The 17,318-nt window shown below is 46.0% G+C and carries 20 protein-coding genes and 1 riboswitch; of the genes, 7 read left to right on the forward strand and 13 right to left on the reverse strand.

From position 1 onward, the window contains the following. Positions 1 to 41 precede the first annotated feature (41 nt). Positions 42 to 392 carry a DUF2799 domain-containing protein gene (locus LNL84_RS15935; protein WP_244358552.1) on the forward strand — a complete coding sequence of 117 codons (351 nt, stop codon included), beginning with the start codon at positions 42 to 44 and terminating at the stop codon, positions 390 to 392. A gap of 62 nt (positions 393 to 454) precedes the next feature. Here the strand turns inward: LNL84_RS15935 and ppa are convergent, their stop codons facing one another. Both ppa and fbp read right to left on the reverse strand, forming a co-directional pair. Next, entirely contained in the window at positions 455 to 979 is a 525-nt protein-coding gene (gene ppa / locus LNL84_RS15940; protein WP_244358554.1) for an inorganic diphosphatase, read from the reverse strand. A gap of 127 nt (positions 980 to 1,106) precedes the next feature. Continuing rightward, positions 1,107 to 2,120 (reverse strand): class 1 fructose-bisphosphatase, encoded by a 1,014-nt coding sequence (gene fbp, locus LNL84_RS15945; RefSeq protein ID WP_244358556.1) that lies wholly within the window; start codon positions 2,118 to 2,120, stop codon positions 1,107 to 1,109. A 239-nt stretch (positions 2,121 to 2,359) separates the two neighbouring features. Here fbp and mpl point away from each other — a divergent pair, with 239 nt between their 5' ends. From mpl to thiQ, 5 genes are all read left to right on the forward strand, one after another. Then, entirely contained in the window at positions 2,360 to 3,712 is a 1,353-nt protein-coding gene (mpl, locus tag LNL84_RS15950) for a UDP-N-acetylmuramate:L-alanyl-gamma-D-glutamyl-meso-diaminopimelate ligase (protein WP_244358557.1), read from the forward strand. Further along, the gene (locus LNL84_RS15955) at positions 3,709 to 4,329 is read left to right on the forward strand and encodes a flavin prenyltransferase UbiX (RefSeq protein ID WP_279611061.1); all 621 of its coding nucleotides are present in this window, start codon (positions 3,709 to 3,711) and stop codon (positions 4,327 to 4,329) included. The genes mpl and LNL84_RS15955 overlap by 4 nt, the downstream gene beginning before the upstream one ends. An 83-nt stretch (positions 4,330 to 4,412) precedes the next feature. Continuing rightward, positions 4,413 to 4,534, forward strand: a riboswitch (TPP riboswitch). An 86-nt stretch (positions 4,535 to 4,620) separates the two neighbouring features. Beyond that, the gene (thiB, locus tag LNL84_RS15960; protein ID WP_244358643.1) at positions 4,621 to 5,586 is read left to right on the forward strand and encodes a thiamine ABC transporter substrate binding subunit; all 966 of its coding nucleotides are present in this window, start codon (positions 4,621 to 4,623) and stop codon (positions 5,584 to 5,586) included. 59 nt (positions 5,587 to 5,645) lie between these two features. Continuing rightward, positions 5,646 to 7,241, forward strand: coding sequence for a thiamine/thiamine pyrophosphate ABC transporter permease (gene thiP, locus LNL84_RS15965; RefSeq protein WP_341829464.1), 1,596 nt, complete (start codon positions 5,646 to 5,648; stop codon positions 7,239 to 7,241). Then, the gene (thiQ, locus tag LNL84_RS15970) at positions 7,228 to 7,932 is read left to right on the forward strand and encodes a thiamine ABC transporter ATP-binding protein (RefSeq protein WP_244358559.1); all 705 of its coding nucleotides are present in this window, start codon (positions 7,228 to 7,230) and stop codon (positions 7,930 to 7,932) included. Before thiP ends, thiQ begins: the two co-directional genes overlap by 14 nt. Positions 7,933 to 7,959: 27 nt before the next feature. On the opposite strand, the gene yjgA is transcribed toward thiQ, so the two are convergent. Beyond that, positions 7,960 to 8,487: a ribosome biogenesis factor YjgA gene (yjgA, locus tag LNL84_RS15975; RefSeq protein ID WP_244358561.1), complete on the reverse strand. Its 528-nt coding sequence runs from the start codon at positions 8,485 to 8,487 to the stop codon at positions 7,960 to 7,962. A 118-nt stretch (positions 8,488 to 8,605) separates the two neighbouring features. On the opposite strand from yjgA, the gene pmbA reads away from it, so the two are divergent. Next, entirely contained in the window at positions 8,606 to 9,949 is a 1,344-nt protein-coding gene (gene pmbA, locus LNL84_RS15980; protein WP_244358562.1) for a metalloprotease PmbA, read from the forward strand. 77 nt (positions 9,950 to 10,026) lie between these two features. Here pmbA and mgtE read toward each other — a convergent pair whose 3' ends face one another. The 10 genes from mgtE to kdsC all read right to left on the reverse strand — a co-directional run bounded on the left by mgtE (position 10,027) and on the right by kdsC (position 17,317). Further along, complete coding sequence (gene mgtE / locus LNL84_RS15985; RefSeq protein ID WP_244358563.1) at positions 10,027 to 11,385, reverse strand: magnesium transporter; 1,359 nt, start codon at positions 11,383 to 11,385, stop codon at positions 10,027 to 10,029. A gap of 138 nt (positions 11,386 to 11,523) precedes the next feature. After that, entirely contained in the window at positions 11,524 to 11,799 is a 276-nt protein-coding gene (locus LNL84_RS15990; RefSeq protein ID WP_244358564.1) for an HPr family phosphocarrier protein, read from the reverse strand. 20 nt (positions 11,800 to 11,819) lie between these two features. Further along, on the reverse strand, positions 11,820 to 12,680 hold the full coding sequence (gene rapZ / locus LNL84_RS15995; RefSeq protein WP_244358566.1) for an RNase adapter RapZ: 861 nt from the start codon (positions 12,678 to 12,680) through the stop codon (positions 11,820 to 11,822). Between the two features lie 22 nt (positions 12,681 to 12,702). Further along, positions 12,703 to 13,149 (reverse strand): PTS IIA-like nitrogen regulatory protein PtsN, encoded by a 447-nt coding sequence (gene ptsN / locus LNL84_RS16000; protein WP_244358568.1) that lies wholly within the window; start codon positions 13,147 to 13,149, stop codon positions 12,703 to 12,705. Positions 13,150 to 13,151: 2 nt separating this feature from the next. After that, on the reverse strand, positions 13,152 to 13,439 hold the full coding sequence (gene hpf / locus LNL84_RS16005) for a ribosome hibernation promoting factor (RefSeq protein ID WP_244358570.1): 288 nt from the start codon (positions 13,437 to 13,439) through the stop codon (positions 13,152 to 13,154). A 25-nt stretch (positions 13,440 to 13,464) separates the two neighbouring features. Then, a complete protein-coding gene (locus LNL84_RS16010; protein ID WP_244358572.1) occupies positions 13,465 to 14,940 on the reverse strand; it encodes an RNA polymerase factor sigma-54 in 1,476 nt (491 codons plus the stop codon). 45 nt (positions 14,941 to 14,985) lie between these two features. Beyond that, complete coding sequence (gene lptB / locus LNL84_RS16015; RefSeq protein ID WP_244358574.1) at positions 14,986 to 15,711, reverse strand: LPS export ABC transporter ATP-binding protein; 726 nt, start codon at positions 15,709 to 15,711, stop codon at positions 14,986 to 14,988. A gap of 13 nt (positions 15,712 to 15,724) precedes the next feature. After that, positions 15,725 to 16,219, reverse strand: coding sequence for a lipopolysaccharide transport periplasmic protein LptA (gene lptA / locus LNL84_RS16020; RefSeq protein ID WP_244358576.1), 495 nt, complete (start codon positions 16,217 to 16,219; stop codon positions 15,725 to 15,727). Further along, positions 16,200 to 16,763, reverse strand: coding sequence for an LPS export ABC transporter periplasmic protein LptC (gene lptC / locus LNL84_RS16025; RefSeq protein ID WP_244358578.1), 564 nt, complete (start codon positions 16,761 to 16,763; stop codon positions 16,200 to 16,202). The genes lptA and lptC overlap by 20 nt, the downstream gene beginning before the upstream one ends. After that, a complete protein-coding gene (kdsC, locus tag LNL84_RS16030) occupies positions 16,760 to 17,317 on the reverse strand; it encodes a 3-deoxy-manno-octulosonate-8-phosphatase KdsC (RefSeq protein ID WP_244358580.1) in 558 nt (185 codons plus the stop codon). Before kdsC ends, lptC begins: the two co-directional genes overlap by 4 nt. Position 17,318: the final 1 nt, after the last annotated feature.

Below are 17,318 nucleotides of genomic sequence, written 5' to 3' on the forward strand. Positions count from 1 at the left end.
TAGGTGCACTGTGCTTTATGGCACTTATCTATGGAGGCTATATGCGATATTTAATAGCGTTGGTCATCGCCTTAGGAATGGTCGGTTGTGTTTCAGTCGAGGCTCCCAATTCCGATAGTAACAGGGATTGGAAAAACTATGGCTATGCTTGGGCCAGCAAAGGGTATATCGAACAAGATGAGCGCGATCTTTTCAAGCTGACAAGCGGTAACAGCAAGGAGCTTATTCATGCCTATCGTCAGGGGTACGCCGAAGGCAAGCAGCAATATTGTCAGCAAGACCCATTTGTCTTGGGGTACAACGGCAAGATCTACTACGGTATTTGTAATGATCTCGACCCTCGATATCTCGATGAATACTGGCGTGGGAAAAAACGGCGCAATCGACGCTGATGTCAGCGTTACCTAAAAAGATGCCCGAAATTAACTCGGGCATATCTAAAGCAACTCTCGGATTACTGAGCTCGCTGGTAAGAGCTTTCTATTTCGTCTCTCGCAGCTTGAGCATCAGCCCACCCGTCAACCTTGACCCACTTCCCTGCTTCAAGATCTTTATAACGCTCAAAGAAGTGCGTGATTTGCGCTTTGAGTAACTGTGGTATGTCATCAACATCCTGGATATGGTCGTATTCTTTCGACAGTTTCGAGTGAGGCACTGCGATCACTTTGGCATCTTCACCAGACTCGTCGGTCATTTTTAGAACACCAACAGGACGACAGCGAATGACAGAGCCAGGCATGAGCGGGTGCGGTGTCGGGACGAGCACATCCACAGGGTCACCGTCTAGTGACAGAGTATGATTGACATACCCGTAGTTGCAGGGATAAAACATGGGAGCAGACATAAACCGATCGACAAATACAGCTCCAGAGTCTTTATCGACTTCATATTTTATGGGATCGGCATTGGCTGGAATTTCGATGACGACATAAATATCATCAGGTAACGATTTTCCTGCAGGGACATCATTTAGGCTCATTTGACTTTCCTTTTCGACTGGCACTAATCAATAAGAGGCTCACAGCGACTGTGCGCCTCTTGTTTTTGATTAAGTATATACGGTCGAAAAAGAAACAAAAAGTGCCTCAGTGAGAGACACTTCGAAGTTATGACTCTGGGTATTCTTTAAGGAATTGTTCTACTTTGTTGACCATGTGCTTGGAGCCGACAAAAAATGGGACGCGCTGGTGTAGCTCGGTTGGTTTAATGTCCATGATACGGCCCTGGCCATCGGTCGCGATTCCGCCAGCTTGCTCCATGATAAATGCCATTGGGTTGCATTCGTAGAGCAGTCGTAGTTTTCCGCTAGGGTGACTTTGAGTGCTCGGGTAGAGGTAAATTCCCCCCTTCAACAGGTTGCGGTGGAAGTCCGAAACCAGTGAACCAATATAGCGGGAAGTGTACGGACGCTTTTCCTCAGGCACATTTTCTTGGCAATACTTAATGTATTTCTTAACTCCCATTGGGAAGCGAATGTAATTGCCTTCATTAATTGAGTATATGGTGCCGCTGTCTGGAATCATCATGTTTTCATGAGATAAGCAGAATGTGCCAATCGACGGGTCATAGGTAAAACCGTTGACGCCTTTACCAGTGGTATACACCAGCATGGTTGAAGAGCCATAAACCACATAGCCTGCTGCGACTTGTTTGTTACCCGGCTGTAAGAAGTCTTCTTGAGTGGGAGGCGTTCCGATCGGAGATACGCGACGATAGATTGAAAAAATCGTTCCGACAGAGACATTAACATCAATATTGGATGAGCCATCAAGTGGGTCCATCAGAACAACATATTTGGCGTTTTTGTTGAGTTCTTTGTTAAAGGCGACGGCTTCGTCTTCTTCTTCACTTGCCACACCACAAACCTGGTCTCTGGCTTCCAGTGCCGCTTTAAATTTGTCATTGGCATAGACATCAAGTTTCTGCTGAGCTTCACCTTGCACGTTTTCTGTACCAATGGCACCGGTAATGTCAACGAGACCGGCTTTGTTTATTTCACGGTTTACAATTTTAGCAGCGAGTCGAATTGAAGATATCAGAGATGAAAGATCACCGCTAGCATGGGGGAAGTCGTTTTGTTTCTCAACAATGAACTCTCCTAGGGTGCGCATTTCTGGCATGTTTATTCCTTAACTATCTTGTTGGTAGGGGGAGTTGCGTGCAGCGATGTAACATCTCGCTTTGGCACGTGCTACTAGTGTAGATGGGAGAACTTTTTAATGGTAATGAAGTAACTGTTTAAGAAAGAAAAATGTTGGTTTTGTGTCACAATTTTGTAGACATTGACCATGGTACTCGCTTTTGAACGCTTGATTGGGTATATATAGCGGAAACAGCCTGATTAACTAGGGACAAAATAATGCATATTCATATCTTAGGCATTTGTGGCACTTTTATGGGCGGCGCCGCCGCATTAGCAAAACAGCTTGGGCATAAAGTGACTGGCTCAGATGCCAATGTATATCCCCCGATGAGTACGTTGCTTGAATCCCAAGGTATTGAGATTATTCAAGGCTTTGACCCGAGTCAGCTTAAACCTGCTCCAGATCTTGTCGTTATTGGCAATGCTATGAGCCGAGGTAACCCATGTGTCGAATATGTACTCAATCATAATCTTCGTTACACCTCAGGCCCACAATGGTTGCAAGAATTTTTACTGCATGACCGCTGGGTACTTGCCGTTTCAGGCACCCATGGAAAAACCACGACTGCCAGTATGCTGAGCTGGATCCTGGAAGATTGTGGCTACAGTCCAGGCTTCTTAGTCGGTGGTGTGCTCGGTAACTTTGGCCAATCCGCAAGGCTAGGCGAATCGATGTTTTTCGTGGTTGAAGCGGATGAATATGACAGTGCATTTTTCGATAAGCGCTCGAAATTTGTTCACTATCACCCACGCACTCTCATCATGAATAATCTAGAATTTGATCATGCGGATATATTCGATGATCTCGAAGCTATTAAGCGACAGTTCCATCATATGATGAGAACGGTGCCAGGCAATGGTCGAGTGTTTGTACCGCGATCTGATACTGCGTTAGCCGATGTATTAAGTCGTGGCTGCTGGAGCGAAGTCGAACATACTGGCGATAAGGGGGATTGGCTGACTAAAAAACACATCGCCGATGGTTCTCAGTTCGATGTGTTTCTTCATGGCCACAAAGTGGGTGAGGTGAAGTGGGATCTCGTTGGCGATCATAATGTGAATAATGCACTCATGGCCATAGCTGCAGCACGACATGTTGGTGTCGTCCCCGAATTAGCCTGTGAGTCTTTGGGGCGTTTCATCAATACCAAACGACGCCTTGAATTTAAAGGAGAAGTCGCTGGTGTATCGGTTTACGATGATTTCGCTCATCATCCAACAGCCATTGAACTCACGCTGCAAGGTTTACGTAATAAGGTCGGCTCGCAGCGAATTCTTGCGGTATTGGAGCCACGCTCAGCAACAATGAAACGAGGTGTGCATAAATCAACGTTAGCCAGCGCTCTTACAGAAGCTGACGAAGTTTTTTTATTCCAACCAAGCGACATTAACTGGCAGGTGACTGATATAGCAAGTGCTTGCACACAACCTGTGGTAGTGAGTGGTAGTGTTGATGAACTGGTCAAGAAAATTATGAACACAGTATCTGCGGGAGATCAGGTTTTGGTGATGAGTAATGGTGGCTTTGATGGTATTCACGACAAGCTTTTAAAGGCCTTAGCACAATGATGGAAAAAAAGAAGGCAATTACCTTAGCCTTTACAGGCGCTTCTGGTGCTCCTTATGGTATCCGGCTATTAGAGCGCCTACTTGCCGCAGATTATCAAGTGTATTTACTGATTTCTTCTGCCGCTCGCGTGGTGTTAGCGACAGAGCATGATGTCAAACTGCCAGCCAACCCAGAAACGGCACAAAAGGCACTAATCTCACGTCTTCAATGCAGGCCTGAGCAGTTAATTGTATGTGGCAAAGAAGACTGGTTTTCGCCCGTTGCGTCAGGTTCTGCCGCTCCAAAGAAAATGGTTATTTGTCCTTGTTCGGCAGGCAGCGTGGCGGCTATTGCTCATGGTATGTCAGATAATCTTATTGAACGCGCGGCCGATGTGGTGATTAAAGAGCGTGGTCAACTGCTACTGGTGGTGCGCGAAACGCCGTTTTCGACACTGCATTTAGAGAACATGTTGAAATTGTCAAAGGTAGGAGTCACCATCATGCCCGCTGCCCCTGGCTTTTATCATCAACCGAGCTCGATTGATGATTTGGTTGACTTTATGGTGGCTAGGATTTTGGATCACTTGCAGATTGATCAAGAACTGGTTCCGCGTTGGGGGTACGACCACCGATAGATTGTTGGCATTAATGTGAATGTATTATTGATGGATAAAATGCAACATGAGCGTTACAATCCGTCTGCTGTTACCATATTGGTAATTCACTCACGGGGTGCATCGGTTAATAGTTGAACCGAATAAGATGCTGAGAGCGAGAGTTTCGCAACCCGATGACCTGATCCAGATAATGCTGGCGTAGGGATAGAGTCAATCTGTTTTGCACTTCATTCTTCACGCTATCGGGATCTGATACAACGACTAAGGATAGACTCTGTGAAGACACACCCATTACTTTCTTTTTGTGCACTGACCCTAGGGGCAAGTGCCACCGCTATCGCTGCACCGCAAACTTTGACGGTATACACTTATAGCTCTTTCGCTTCTGACTGGGGTCCAGGACCTGCAATCGAGAAATCTTTTGAAGCGCAATGCGAGTGCGAACTTAACTTTGTTGCGCTTGATGACGGAGTGTCGATATTAAACCGCCTTCGCCTAGAGGGAGATTCGACCAAAGCTGACGTTGTATTAGGCCTGGATAACAGCCTTATTGTGGAAGCAAAAAAAACAGGGCTTCTTGCAAAGCATGCGGTCAAAACTGACGATATCCGTGTTCCCGGTGGATGGCATGATGACACCTTCATTCCTTTTGACTACGGCTATTTTGCTTTTGTTTACAATAAAGAAAAAGTGGCTAATCCACCAACAAGTTTAAAAGAGTTAGTGGAGAGTCGAAATGATCTCAATATTATCTATCAAGATCCGCGAACTTCAACGCCTGGCCAAGGTCTGTTGCTATGGATGAAGTCGGTTTTTGGTGAGCAATCGAGCGATGCATGGCAGCAGCTAGCGACAAAAACAGTGACGGTAACCAAAGGTTGGTCTGAAGCTTACTCGATGTTTTTGAAAGGTGAAGCCGATATGGTGCTGTCCTATACTACGTCGCCAGCTTACCATTTGATTGCTGAGCAGGATGATAAGTTTGCCAGTGCAGACTTTTCTGAAGGTCACTACACTCAAATAGAAGTTGCTGCTAAAGTATCAACGACAAAGCAATCCGATCTGGCTGATCAGTTTTTACAATTTGTGTTGAGCAAAGAGTTCCAATCGCAAATTCCTACAGGAAACTGGATGTACCCGGTAACCGATGTTGAGTTACCTGAAGGGTTTGGTAGCTTGTCTATTCCAGCCCAAGCCTTGTCGTTATCTCCAGATGAAGTCGCCAAAGGGCGCAAAGCCTGGATCCGTGAGTGGCAAGGTGCGCTTATTAACTAGCGCCACCTTATTGGAATACTCAGGGCTGTCATTGGCAGCCCTTCTTATTAGGAGTCCATGTGATTAAAACCCCTAAAGCGGGCATTGTGACCGTGACTGGTATCGCTATGTTTGTTTCTAGTGCGCTTTGGGCTTTGATGGGTTACGCCTCCGTTGGCGATGTCTTTAGCACTTTAAGTGACCCTTATTACCTACATGTTACTCAGTTCAGCTTTTACCAAGCGACGGTGTCTACTGTGTTGAGTGTGGGCTTAGCCATCCCAGTGGCGCAGGCATTGTCGTGTCGCCACTTCCCCGGACGAGCCTTGTTTTTAAAATTCTGCGCATCTACTTTAGTGCTGCCCGTTCTCGTTGGGGTATTTGGCGTACTCGCTGTTTATGGCAACCAAGGTGTGCTAGCGAGTCTTGTCCACTATTGGGGAGGGGAGTGGTCTTTCTCCATTTACGGTCTTAACGGAATTTTGCTTGCACACGTGTTCTTTAATTTGCCATTCGCAACAAGATTACTGCTGCAAAGCATAGAAGGGATCCCTATGGAGCAGAGGCAATTGGCAAGTCACCTTGGAATGAATCGCTGGCAAGTTTTTCGGTTAATCGAATGGCCTCGCCTTCGCGAGCACCTTCCTCATATTGTTGGATTGGTGTTTATGCTTTGCTTTACGAGCTTCGCAACGGTAATGGCACTTGGGGGCGGCCCTAAGGCGACCACAATTGAGCTCGCTATCTATCAGGCAATTAAATTCGACTTTGATTTGCAAACAGGTGCGATTTTGGCGTTATGGCAAATGGTTATTTGTGCGGGCTTGGTGTTGTTTATACACCGTTTCGCACGGCAAACGACCAGTAGCGTTACTCATCAAACTCAGCCCATGGTCAATTATCAAGATAGCTTGCGGGCCAAGCTTTGGGATTGGTCGTGGATCGTATTGGCTATGCTGCTGGTAGCGCCACCGCTGGCCATGGTCTTGATATCAGGTCTCAATTCGATTACCTGGCAGGTATTACAAGATAACAAATTCTGGCAAGCGTTGTTGTCTTCGCTACAGATCGCCACGATCTCAGCTAGTCTAGCGTTGTTGTGCGGGGTATTGATCTTAAATTCCAGCCGCGCCCTGCGCCTGAAGCAGGCAAATAGAGTTGCAGAGCCGGTCGAGCTAATGGGAACCATTATTTTAGTGACACCTAGCCTGGTGGTTAGCACTGGGACGTTTTTATTGTTGCGACAGTTTACCGATGTATTTAGCCTAGCGCTGTTTGTGGTTATTGTGGTTAACGCACTGATGGCGCTGCCTTATGTGATTAAATCGCTAAATCAACCGATGCTACTGCATGCAAAACAATATCACCTTTTGTGGCAGTCGTTAGGCATGCGTGGCGTGCGGCGATTTCTATTAATGGAGTGGTATGCGCTCAGAATGCCACTCATCCACGCATTTTCAATCAGCTTTGTGCTGTCTATTGGCGATCTTACCGTGATTGCTTTGTTCGGTAGTCAAAACTTCAATACATTGCCATTGTATTTGTATCAGCTGTTGGGCAGTTATCAGATGGAGGCCGCTGCGGTGGTTTCACTGGTACTACTGCTCATCAGTGTCGGGACATTTTCAATGTTGGAAAACATGCTAGCAAGAAGGGCGCAAGATGCTAAGACTTGATCGTATTCAGTACTGTTATCAACAAGACGAATTTGAGTTTTCTTTATCCGTTAAAGCGGGGGCAATCCTTGCAGTAATCGGTCCAAGCGGAGCTGGAAAATCGACGCTATTGAGTTTAGTTGCCGGCTTTTGTCAGCCGACTTCAGGAGACATTACCATCGCTGGGCAACCGATTTTGGCTATGGCGCCACATCAGCGTCCTGTGGCGATGCTATTTCAAGAATACAATCTGTTTGAACATTTAACGGTGGAGCAGAACATTGCTTTGGGATTGAACCCAGGGCTCCGCCTCAATAATGACCAATGGATGCAAGTGCAGCACGCTGCGAAGAAAGTGGGACTGGCCGAGCACCTAAAGCGTCTTCCTTCTCAGCTCTCTGGCGGTCAGAAACAACGGGTGGCGTTGGCTCGCTGCTTTGTTCAGCCTCATAAATTGTGGTTGCTCGATGAGCCCTTTTCAGCACTTGACCCGATACTAAGAAAGGAAATGTTGACTGTGGTTCAGCAATTGGCTCAAGAGCAAGCGCTGACCATTGTGATGGTGACCCACCACCTTAGTGATGCCAGAGCAATTGCGACCGACATCGCGTATCTAGCGAATGGAAAAGTGGAATACCAAGGGGCGGTAGAGGAGTTGGATGTGCAGCACCACAACGCGGAGCTTTGCCGCTTTGTGCGAGCTGCACACTAGAACAACAGGGTTAATATCCGGTGTTGGTTATATCTCTTGCTCTTCTTCGGTTTTCAATACCTGAAAAATCTCACGATAAGCTTTGGCAGGTTTATTCGCTTTTTTCTCTTTAGCAGCCTGACGTGCCAGCTGACGTAAGCGCTGTCTGTCAAGATTTGGGTATAGTTCAAGCGCATCGCTGATGGCTTGGTCGCCTTCATCGACAATGCGCTCACGAAGCACTTCTAGCTTATGCAGTGCTGCCGTTGCTTGTGAGTGCTTGTTTCGGACCTTGTCTAGCGCAGCCTGAATAGGTTCAGGATCAACGTTTCGCATGACTTTACCGATATATTGCAGTTGGCGACGCTTGGCTTCATTTTTAAAGCGTTGTGCATCTTTAATCGCTTCCCTTAGCTCGTCACTAAGAGGGAACTTTTCTAAAACAGCCGGCTTTAAGGCCACTAGCTCTTCACCGAGCTTTTGCAGTTCTTCCATGTCATTCTTCATCTCGGTTCTACTAACCCAGATGATTTCTTCTTCTTCTTCCCATGGGGCTTTCTGATTTTTACGGGCCATCTTTTTGCCTATATCACTATCTCATTACGAATATTGTCTATTTTAGCAAGAATTGTGGGGAGAAAGCGAAAACCTTGTTATCCTAAGTCATAATTAAATCAGAACAGCTAGATGGACTATGGACGTAAAACAGCAAGTTGCTCAACAGAAAGTGGAGCTTGAAGCCGCCGTTGCAAAAGCGCTGGAGATGGCTTCTCTTAGTGCCGACGCTGCAGAAGTAGCAATTACTAAGAGTACAGGGCTCAGTGTTTCAACACGCATGTGTGAGGTCGAAAATGTCGAGTTTAATAGTGATGGTGCGCTGGGCATTACCGTTTATCGCGGCCAGAAGAAGGGCAGTGCTTCAACTTCTGACTTGAGTGAAAAAGCAATTGAACAAACGGTCGCTGCGGCACTGGACATCGCTCAATATACGTCTGAAGACCCATTCGCTGGACCTGCGCCGAAAGAATTAATGGTCAAAAGTGTCCCTGATTTGGATCTCTTTCATCCTGATGAACCTGATCCTGATAGCGCCGCTCAAAAAGCCATTGAAGCGGAACAAGCGGCTTTAGATTTTAGTGACCAAATAAAGCAAAGTGACGGTGCAAGCTATGATAGCCATTATGGCTTAAAGGTCTACGGCAATAGCCATGGTTTGCTGGTGAGCTACCCATCAAGTCGTCATAGCCTGAGTTGCAGTGTGATCGGTGAAGATCGCGATGGCAATATGGAGCGTGATTATAGCTATACGCTTTCTCGTCATCGTGATGATCTTTGGGCTCCGGCGACTGTCGGTCAAATTGCAGCTCAGAAGACGGTCGAGCGTCTTAATCCGCATAAGTTAAAGACCGGTCAATACCCTGTGATGTTTGTTGCAGAAGTCGCAACAGGTTTACTGGGTCACCTTGTTATGGCAATAAGCGGTGGCAACCTATATCGAAAATCTTCATTTTTACTCGATAAATTGGGTGAGAAAATCTTGCCGGATTGGTTCTCAATTGAAGAGAAACCTCATGTCCTGCGTGGCCTCGCGTCGAGCCCATTTGATAGTGAAGGGGTTCAAACCAAAGACATGTCGATTATTACTGATGGTAAGCTCGCGACGTATTTGCTGACCAGTTATGCCGCAAGAAAACTGAACATGACTCCAACTGGGCATGCTGGTGGTATTCACAACTGGTATGTGGCGTCATCTGGGCAAAACTTTGAACAAATGTTAGCTCAATTGGGTACGGGTTTACTCGTTACCGAAGTGATGGGGCAGGGCGTAAATATTGTTACGGGTGACTACTCTCGAGGCGCCGCTGGATTCTGGGTTGAAAATGGCCAGATTCAGTATCCGGTGTCAGAAATTACCATCGCAGGAAACCTTGAGACGATTTTTAAGAGTATTGTTGCCGTTGGCAGCGATGTGGAAACGCGATCGCAAATTCAGACGGGTTCGATTTTGATTGAGTCGTTGAAGGTGGCCGGAGATTAACCGAGTGATCTTCTTTGCATAATAAAAAACGCCACTTCGTTGAAGTGGCGTTTTTTTGCGTCTTATTGCTAAATGCGTTAACTGATCATGATGGTAGCAAGCCCTAAAAATACCGATAGACCAATGACATCGGTGATCGTTGTTAATGCCATGCCGCCCGCGAGAGCTGGATCGATATTGAGTTTCTTAAGCAAAATAGGGATGGTTACACCAGCAATCCCTGCAATCAGCAAGTTTGTGAGCATCGCCGCAGAAATGATGCCGCCGAGCATCCAATTGCCTTTCCATACTATGACGATACCGCCGATAATCGCAGCCCAAAGTATACCGTTGAGTAGGCCGATGGCGGCCTCTTTGTAAAGCAGTTCTTTCTTGTTACTGTCACCGATATGACCGAGTGCCAGGCCTCGGATGACAAGTGCCACGGTCTGATTACCGGCCACACCACCCATGGACGGCACGATGGTCATCAATACCGCGATCGCCGCCATTTGATCAAGAGTGGCTTCAAACATATTAGAGACCGAAGCCGCGGCAAGGGCAGCCAATACATTGGCAGCTAACCAGATACTTCGGCGACGCGCTGATTTGACCACAGGGGCGAAGGTATCTTCATCGTCATCCATACCCGCCATGCTCATCATCGAGTGCTCAGCATCTTCTCTGATGATATCAACAACGTCATCGATGGTGATACGACCCACGAGATGGTGTTCGCTATCCACAACGGGAGCTGAAACCCAATCACGACGTTCGAACAAAGAAGCTACGTCTGAATCGCTGGTTTCGACGTGAATCGCTTCGTCGGCGTCATCCATCACATCACAGACTTTAATGTCTGGTTGGGTAGTGAGAATCGTTGAAAGAGATAAATGACCGATAAGCATGCTTTCTTCATCGATGACGTAAAGCGCGTCAGTCGCCTCTGGCAACTCACCACGCATACGCAGGTAGCGTAACACTACGTCAACATCAACGTCACCACGAATAGTAATTACGTCGGTATTCATAATACCGCCGGCCGTGTCCTCTGGGTAGGAGAGCGCTGTTTCGACTCTGAGTCGGTCAGCGCTGTCCATTTGCGAGAGCACTTCACGAGAGACATCATCAGGCAAGCTACGCAGGACATAGGCCACGTCATCGGTGTCCATGCCTTCCGTTGCTTCTGCTAGCTTCTCCGGTGCCATTTTGGAAACGATGGCGTCTTTGACGTCCTCATTCAGTTCATCTAGGATTTCACCGTAATCTTCGGGATCGGTAAGTTGCCATAAAACTTCACGGCTTTTTCTTGGTGATGCTTCCAGGAGGTGGGCAATGTCTTCTGGCTCCATGTCTTGGAGCTGACGTCGAACATGCACGAAGCGACCGTTTTCGAGTGCTTCACTGACTTCTTGGAGGGTTTGGTGAGCTTGGTCGAATTCTAATTGCTCTGCCATTCATTCCCCCTAATCCTAAAACTGCTTTTAATATATTGAATGTTATCTTAATTCTAACGTGTAATTAATAATAACTTGTGAAAAGAGTGGAAAAATTCTCAATACTAGGAGTATAGAGCGTTAGAAAAGAGAAATGGATTACTCATCTTCATCAAAACGATGTTCAATCAGTTCACAGACCGCATTGATGGCTGGCTCTGCCTCACAACCCTCCACTTTAATGGTAATGGTTTCACCTTGGGCTGACTCGAGCATCAGTAGACCCATTACGCTATCGGCAGTGGCTTCTTTTTCTTCGTTATTGCGAACCGTGATGACAGCGTCAAAGCTTTGTGCGAGCTCAACCAGTTTGACGGCGGCACGGGCGTGTAAGCCCAGTCGGTTTTGAATCAATACAGAACGAGAGATTTGCACAAAAGGCTCCTGTGGCAAAGCTAGCTAGAATGGCGCTCTAGGGAAGCATGACGAATTTTGACTTGATGGCCGAGTTGTTGGAAGTATTCGCCAATTTGTTGCGTTAGATACACAGAGCGGTGCTTGCCGCCAGTACAGCCTATTGCCACCGTTAGATAGCTTCGGTTGTTTTTTTCTAACAAAGGCAACCAACGTTCGATAAAGTTTTGAATGTCGAGTTTAAGCTTGATGACATCTTGGTGGCTTTCCAGAAAAGACTTTATCGGAGCATCGAGTCCTGTTAACGGCCTGAGATCTGGCTGCCAATGCGGGTTAGGCAAAAAACGCACATCAAAAATATAGTCCGCATCGTGTGGTGCGCCGTACTTAAAGCCAAATGACTGAAAGACCATGACCAGATCGCGCTTTCCTTTCCCTTCGAGTTCGACGCGAATACGTTCGCTTAAATCATGGATTGACTGATTTGTGCTGTCGAGAATTAAGTCCGCTTCTTCTTTGATTGGGGTCAGTAACTGCCTTTCAAGGTCGATAGCCTGTTCTAGCGAGAGCTTTTCCTCACGCTGAGAAAGAGGGTGAATTCGACGAGTTTCACTATAGCGAGTGAGCAAAGTGTTTTTTTCTGCGTCAAGGAAAAGCAGTTTCAAGTCATGAGATTGAGCTAGCTCTTCGAGGCGCTTGGAAAGCAGGTTTAAATTATCTGGCAGGTTACGAATGTCTATACTGACGGCCACACTTTGCTGAGTGTTTTGAGTCGTAGCAACAAACTGTTCCAATAAATCGACGGGCAAGTTGTCGACACAATAATACCCAGAATCCTCGAGGACTCGAAGTGCAACACTTTTTCCTGCGCCGGAATATCCGCTAACTACAACTAATCGCATGATGGCCCCTCAATAAATTCTGTTAATGATTGGTCATGATGTCGTAGAGCTCTTGGTCGCTTTGCGCGCTGCGGAGCTGTTTAAGGATGCTTTTGTCATTAAGCCTTTCAGCCATGCAAGACAACGTTTTAAGGTGTTCTTTACATTGAGCATCTGGAACCAAAAGGGCAAATAATAGATCGACAGGGCGGTTATCGATGGCATCAAATTCGATGGGTTGTTGACATTGCAAAAGCACGGCGATGGCTTTATCACTAGATTGCATACGAGCATGAGGAATCGCAATACCGTTACCGATACCCGTACTGCCTACTTTTTCACGGCCTAGCATACATTCAAACAATTCAGTTGAACTTTGGTTAGTGTGCTCGGCGGCGATTTCACTGATAAGCTCAAGTGCTCGTTTTTTACTTGTGCATTGGACTGCACTTTTGGTGCAGTCCAATGATAATACTTCACTTAATTGCATTTTTAGTGGCTACTTAGTTTTTCTTTGTGCTTATTGAGCTGTCTGACAAGTTTGTCTACTAGAGAGTCAATGGCAGCATACATGTTTTCATCATTGGCGGTCGCGTGGATCTCACCTTGACTTACGTGGAGGGTAGCTTCTGCTATTTGGTTTAGTTTTTCAACTTTTAAAATAACGTGAACGTTGCTGATGTGATCAAAAAAGCGCTCAAGTTTTTGGAATTTACTGTGAACATAGTCTTGCATTGACTCAGTTAGATCGACGTGATGGCCTTTAATTTGAATTTGCATAGACTTTCCTTCTAGGTTGTTGGCCTTAAAGTAGGCGTTTGCGCTGACTTGAAGGGGCAATGCCCAATGATTCTCGGTACTTTGCTATCGTTCTTCTCGCAACCTGAATCCCTTGGTCAGCTAGTTGAGCTGCGATTTTACTATCGCTCAATGGCTTGGCTGAGTTTTCCGCAGCAACAAGCTTTTTGATCAGTGCTCGAATCGCTGTCGATGAGCACTCTCCGCCATTGTCAGTAGAGACATGGCTTGAGAAAAAATACTTTAATTCAAATATGCCGCGTGGCGTATGCATAAATTTCTGGGTTGTGACACGCGAGATGGTTGATTCATGCATTTCGACATCCATTGCAACATCATTGAGCACCATTGGCTTCATGGCTTCTTCGCCAAACTCAAAGAAATCATGCTGATGCTCAACAATGCATCGAGCCACTTTTAACAGGGTATCGTTGCGGCTTTCTAAGCTTTTAATTAACCATTTCGCCTCTTGCAGGTTTGAGCGGATATATTGGCTATCGGCACTATTACCCGTACCCAATTGAGCGTATTGTTGGTTAACTTTCAGTCTTGGTACGCTATCTGGATTGATACTCACCACCCACTTTCCACGATCTTTGAAAACAGACACATCAGGCACAACATACTCGGTTTCGTCTGGCGTAATTTTACTTCCAGGGCGAGGATCGAGTTGCTGAATCAGTGCTAACGCTTCACGAAGTTCCGCTTCTTTAAGCTTAGTCTCTTTGATGATGAGTTTGTAATCTCGATTACCTAATTGATCGATGTGATCACTAAGCACTGTGCGAGCTTCGCTTAACCAAGGAGTATCTTCTGGAAAGGTGACTAATTGCAGTAGTAGGCAATCTTGTAAATTTAGAGATGCAACACCGAGAGGGTCAAATTGTTGAATGCGTTTACGAACCGCTTCAACTTCATCCAACTCAAGATCTTCAATATCGGCACTCTCAAGAATATCCTCACAGCTCACCGATAAGTAGCCATAGTCATCGATGGCATCGATGATGGCCAGAGCGATAGCTCGGTCGGTGTCACTGAACGGAGTGAGATCGAGTTGCCAAGTTAAATAGTCGTGCAGTGACTGAGTGGTTTCCCCCTGATAAACAGGTAAATCGTCATCATAGGCAATACCCGTATTGCCCGTGTTAGCGCTATAGACATCTTCCCATGTAGTGTCGATCTCTAGTTCGTTGGAAATCTCTGAAGATTCAATCAGTTCAGAACTGTCTTTAGGCTCAGGCTCACCAAGTTCCACACTAATTTCAACGGCCTCGTCTTTTGTGCTAGTAGACTCCGTTTTTTCATCGTTGTTAGGCGACTCTTCCTGACCCTCTTCTACCTCCAACAATGGGTTGGAATCCAAAGCTTCTTGTATTTCTTGTTGCAAATCGAGTGTAGACAGCTGCAGCAAACGAATGGCTTGCTGCAGTTGCGGTGTCATTGCTAACTGTTGACCTAGCTTGAGTTGTAGTGAGGGTTTCATGCAGTGTTGTTGGCCTATTATTGAATTCTTTACAGCTCTATTAAATCATAGTCTGAATTGTTCACCGAGATAAACTTGTTTTACATGTTCATTATTGAGAACATCTTCCGGAGAACCTTCAGCGATAAGATGCCCTTGACTTACAATGTAAGCTTTTTCACATACATCAAGGGTTTCGCGAACATTGTGGTCGGTAATTAGTACCCCTAAACCTCGATCTCGAAGGTGCTCGATAATTTTCTTGATATCGATAACCGAAATGGGGTCGACTCCGGCAAAAGGTTCATCGAGTAGAATGAACTGTGGGTTCGCAGCCAGTGCTCGGGCGATTTCGACACGACGACGTTCGCCTCCGGACAAAGCCATACCTGCACTTTTTCGAATGTGCTGAATATTGAATTCTTCGAGTAAATCTTCAAGCTTATCTTGGCGCTCTTCTGGCGATAACTCGTTACGAGTTTCTAGTACCGCCATAATGTTATGTTCTACGCTCAGTTTTCTAAAAATGGAGGCTTCTTGTGGCAGGTAGCCAATGCCCATCTTTGCGCGGCTATGCATCGGTAGGATACTGATGTCTTTATCATCGATACTGATCTTGCCCTCGTCGCGAGCAACCAACCCAACAATCATATAGAAAGAGGTTGTTTTACCGGCACCATTAGGTCCGAGCAGTCCAACAATTTGTCCTGATTCCACTTGCAAGCTGACATCAGAAACAACTTTACGATTTTTGTAGCTTTTTGCTAAGTGGCTTGCTTTTAACAGTGCCATAAAATATTAACTCTTATTCCGGTGCTTGCTGGGGCTGTAAAACGGTCGATACTCGTTCTTTTGAGCTGCCATCAGCAATCAATTTTTGCGACGTGATTTTGTAACGGATCTTCGAGCCACGAATAATGGAGTCATCTTGTGACAGCATGGCTTTATTGATCATGGTTAACTGATCGTCTTTTAACACGTAGTAAAGCTCCATGGCTTCACCGTACAAGGTCTTTCCATCGTCGGTAAGTTGAGAGAACGTCGCAACGTCGCCATAGCCTTCAATGATTTCGATGGTACCTGTTTCTGCATGGCGAAATACTATCACTTTATCTGCGTTTATATTGATGCTGCCTTGCTTTAACTTTACATCGCCTATGAATGTGACTTTATTGCTCTTCATATCCAGATGTTGAGAGTCAGAATCGATATAGACCGGTTGTTCTGAGTCTGTCGATAATGCCACTGCATTAGCCGAAAGAGTTAAACAAAACAAAAGGCTAAGGTGTGATAGTTTCATATTTACCTTTTACATGGTTGAATAAGACAGCCGTGTTATCGGCAAAGTTTCCTTTCATTGCCTGTCCAACTGTCGTGAATTGTGGGCCTAAGAGTGTGACCGTATTATCGGTCCAAAAATCACGGTTAGTGAGTTTTATACTCATTTGTACTGTCGATAAAGTATCAAATGCGGACTCGGGCAGTAAGTTCTCAGCCAGTACATTGTTATATAAGGTGAGTACCTCGTCCTCACCGAGAATGGCCTTATCCGCTGAGATTTCCCACTCTTGTGTCACGCCTTCTACGTAGATCTTGAGTATCGGTTCTTGAAATACGGTGATGCCTTGCTTGGCAAAATTTTCCAGTTCACTCGAAATAATGGTGTAACTGCGTGTTCCTGATTCGGTATAAGAGACGCTATCCACCATCGTGCCACTAAATGCCGGAAATTCGACATTTGGCAGTATGTTAATCACTTTTTCTGGGGCTTTGGTGTACAGATAATAACCACATCCAGCGGATATGGCGATAAGAATAGTGTAGATTACCCGAGACATACTCATATACTGAGGCCTTTGTGGCTCTCAAGTTCCCCTTTGGCTTCTAAGATGAGGTCACAAACTTCTCGTACAGCGCCCCTTCCACCTGGAGTGCGAGTCACAAAGTTGGCTTTGCTTGCCAGCAGTGGGTGACCATCAGCGACGCAGACTCGAAGCGCAACTTGCTCCATGACTGGCCAGTCGATAAGATCGTCGCCGATGTAGCCAGTTTGTTCTGCAGAGATATTTAATTTCGAACAAATATCTCGATACGCTTTGATTTTGTCGTCTTGTCCTTGGTAGATCAGTGAAATCCCTAGTGCGCGCATTCTGTTTTCAACAATATCAGACTTACGCCCAGTAATGATGGCGACTTCAACACCTGAATTCATGAGTGCTTTAACACCATAACCATCTCTGGTGTGGAAAGTTTTGAGCTCTTCACCTTGATTTCCCATGTAAATCAAGCCGTCAGAAAACACGCCATCCACATCACAAATTAACAGGCGAATATTAGCAGCAGTCTGATAGACAGTGGAATCCACATCACCATAGATGGTTTGGGTTCTCGGGTTCATT

Origin of the sequence: Vibrio gelatinilyticus (genome assembly GCF_022836845.1) — a bacterium.
Classification (GTDB): domain Bacteria; phylum Pseudomonadota; class Gammaproteobacteria; order Enterobacterales; family Vibrionaceae; genus Vibrio; species Vibrio gelatinilyticus.